The following is a 2,581-nucleotide window of genomic DNA, read 5'->3' on the forward strand; positions in this document are numbered from 1 at the left end:
GGACGTGGCCGGGGCCGGCGGGGGCGGCGACGCCTTCGCCGTACCGGTCTCCACCTCGGGGACGATCGGCGGCAACGTACGGCTCGTGCTGATGGTGCTGGCGGCCCTGCTGCTGGTGGTGGTCACGGTCGGACCCCCGCTGCTGTCCCGCTATCTGACGGTACGGAGGCGGACCTCATGAGGATCACCGCCACCGGCGCGGGAGCCCGCTCGAAGGCCGCCCGCGCCCTCACCGCCGCCGTCCTCGCGTTCTGCTGCGCCCTGAGCGCGGGCGCCTTCGTCGGCAGCGCCGACCCGGCGGGCGCGGCCGACAACCCCGCCGTGGGCCGCTCGCCGGTCACCGTCACCGGAAAGGGCGACTTCGCCGGGCTCAAGGTCACGGTCGAGCAGACCCAGCACCTGGTCAACCAGGTCGTCAAGGTCTCCTGGACCGGCGGGGCCCCCACCGTCTCGGACACCGCCTACGCCGCCGACTATCTCCAGGTCATGCAGTGCTGGGGCGACAAGACGACCGGGCCCGACCCCGAGCAGTGCCAGTTCGGCGGCTCATCGGCGCTGGGCGCCGGAGCGGGCAACCAGCCCGCGGGCGCGTACACCAACACCCGCCAGCTCAGCTACGGCAACCTCCGCGACGAGAAGCAGACCCTGCCGCCCCCGTCGCCGACGGGTGTGTCGTATGTCGCGTTCCGTCCGGTGGACGGCGAGACCGTCCCGTTCGGCAACTCCAACGACTACTTCGACTCCAACACCAGCAACGAGGTCCCGTACGCCAGGACCAACCCCGACGGCGCCGGCGAGGTCTACTTCGAAACCCAGACCGCCGTGGAGGCCCCCGGACTCGGCTGCGGCGAGGCCACCGCGGGCAGCTCCGCCCAGAGCGAGGGCCGCCGCTGCTGGCTGGTGGTCGTACCGCGTGGCCGGACCGAGGTGAACGGCACCCCGTACACCGCCCAGTCCAGCGGCTACCTCCAGTCGTCGCCGCTCTCCGCGAGCAACTGGGCAAACCGTCTGGTCGTCCCCCTGCACTTCGAGCGGATCGGTCAGTTCTGCCCGCTCGGCGCCGACGAACGTCCCACCCTGGGCAACGAGATGTCCAAGGAGGCCGTCATCCGCTGGCAGCCGGCGCTCTGCCAGACCGGCGGCAGGACGATCTTCAGCTACGCCCAGGTGGCCGACCAGTCCGCGCGGGGCACGCTCGGCTCGGACGCCCCCGGCATGGTGTTCCTGAACCAGCCGGCCACCGCCGAGGACATGCAGTCGGGCGAGACTCCGGTGTACGCGCCGGTCGCGCTCTCCGGGCTCACCATCGGCTTCTTCATCGAGAGCCAGGCCACGTTCTCCGCGCCCGAGGAGGTCCGGGCACGCAACGGCCGCAGGCTCACCTCACTGAAGCTCAGCCAGCGTCTGGTGGCCAAGCTGCTCACCGAGTCGTACCAGGACGGCAACTCGCGCTTCGCGCCGAGCACCGAGAAGAATCCGTACAACCTGGGCCGCGACCCGGAGTTCACCCGGCTCAACCCGGAGTACGCGCAGCTCGACTTCGGCGGCAAGCTCGGCGACGTCCTCGTACCGGAAGCGGTGTCGGACACCGCCCGGCTGCTGTGGGACTGGATCAACCAGGACCCGGCCGCGCGCGAGTTCCTGAACGGGACGCCCGACAACGCGGGCAAGTACGGGGACCCGGAGAACTCCGGGATGACGGTCAATCCGCACTACCGCGAACTGGCCCTGCCCCTGGACCACTTCCCCAAGAGCGACCCGTTCTGCCAGCAGTTCCCCGACCACCCCGACAACCCGCTCTGCATCCAGGACAAGCACCCGTACCCGACCGACATGCACGAGGCCGCGCGCTCCGCGGGCCGGGGCGACTCGCTGGCCCGTACCTCCTGGGACAACACCGCGACCCCGCCCGCGTACAAGAAGGACCCGGCGCAGCCGGCCGGGCAGCGGGCCATGCTCGCGCTGGCCGACAGCGCGACGGCCCTGCGGTACGGACTGATACCCGCCCAGCTCCGCAACGGCGCCGGGCAGTATGTCGCGCCCACCACCGCGGCTCTGCTGGCGGGCCAGGCAGCGATGAAGCCGGGCCCCGTCAAGGGGGTCGTCGAACCCGTCCCCGCCACCAAGGCCAAGGGCGCCTATCCGCTGGCCTCGCTCACCTACGCGGCCACCACGCCCACGCTGCTGACCGCCGCGGAGGGCAAGGACTACGCGGAGTTCCTGAGCTATGCCGTGGGCGGCGGGCAGACGCCCGGTGTGGCGGCGGGCACGCTGCCCGAGGGGTACGCGCCGCTGCCCAAGGCGCTGCGCACCCAGACCCTCCAGGCCGCCGCCACCATCCTGGCCCAGGCGGGCAGGAAGACTCCCGAGGAGGGCCAGAGCTCCACCCACCCCGCCACCACGGGGGGCGGGGGCGGGGGAGCGACAGGCGGCGCTGACCGCGCCCATCACCGGGATCGCGGCAGCCGCCGGCAGCCCGCGCCGGCCGAGACGGAGCACCGGGCGACGCGGCGCCGGGAGCAGAGCCCTCGGGCTCCCCGAGTCCCGGCGCGACCGGCGCCTCCACCGCGCCGCCCAAGAC

Annotated in this window: 1 protein-coding gene and 1 pseudogene; both read left to right on the forward strand. The window is 72.7% G+C overall.

Translation table 11 applies throughout. From position 1 onward, the window contains the following. The coding region (locus WH07_RS35905) for a hypothetical protein (protein WP_046509500.1) at window positions 1-181 on the forward strand (181 nt) is incomplete at its 5' end. After that, window positions 178-2,581, forward strand: a pseudogene (locus tag WH07_RS41890) (hypothetical protein); the annotation flags it as partial. The gene WH07_RS35905 and the pseudogene WH07_RS41890, both read left to right, overlap by 4 nt.

It is taken from the genome of Streptomyces odonnellii (genome assembly GCF_000981895.1).
In the GTDB taxonomy this organism is placed as follows: Bacteria; Actinomycetota; Actinomycetes; order Streptomycetales; family Streptomycetaceae; genus Streptomyces; species Streptomyces odonnellii.